We start from the raw sequence: 635 nt of genomic DNA, 5'->3' as shown, positions 1-635 counted from the left end.
AGAAACACATTTTTAGGTTTCTTTGATGAAAAGTATTTAAGAAATAAAGAACAAGCAACAAGGTTAGAGACTAATTTAGTGTAAAGGCTAATCTTTAACTTGTGTAAACTATGTGCCTTAACGAACATGCTGAAAAACCACTCTGACGGAAATGAATATTGATGAATTGACAAATAAAATCAGAAAAGTATCATCTAAACAAAATGTTCAAGACTTGGCGGAATTAATTCAGCAGTGGAAAACTGACGAAAAAAATGCGATTGAATTAAAGGAGAATGTTGAACGCTATCTTGGAAATTCTTGGATTGATAAAAAAGCGGATTTTGAAAAAGTTTACGGAATGTGGTCGGATTTTAGAGATTCAGCAATTAATGGAATTGGAGGAATGACAATGAACGAAAGACTATATTTATTCGGACTTTTCGATTTATATGATAAAGCGCCAAATAATGCAGAACAAGAAAAATTTTACGCAAAATTAATGGCGAAAAAATAAAAGCACAGTTTACAACAATGGTAACCGTTGCACAACCCTATAATTTATAAAATATCGATGCCAAAAGCGGCCTTTTAGGGCCGTTTTGTTTTTTAAACGAACGTGTTGCCACTCATTTTTATAGTGCCAAAAAGGAAGC

The 635-nt window shown here is 32.6% G+C and carries 1 protein-coding gene; it reads left to right on the top strand.

The window, feature by feature from the left end:
• The first annotated feature begins 151 nt into the window (after positions 1 to 151).
• Positions 152 to 496: a hypothetical protein gene (locus tag H4O18_RS21875; protein WP_187588646.1), complete on the top strand. Its 345-nt coding sequence runs from the start codon at positions 152 to 154 to the stop codon at positions 494 to 496.
• The last annotated feature ends 139 nt before the right edge of the window (positions 497 to 635 follow it).

Source organism: Arenibacter arenosicollis, from assembly GCF_014397245.1.
Taxonomy (GTDB): domain Bacteria; phylum Bacteroidota; class Bacteroidia; order Flavobacteriales; family Flavobacteriaceae; genus Arenibacter; species Arenibacter arenosicollis.
The sequence above is the reverse complement of the archived record's forward strand: the minus strand, read 5'-3'. Positions and strand labels throughout refer to the sequence as shown.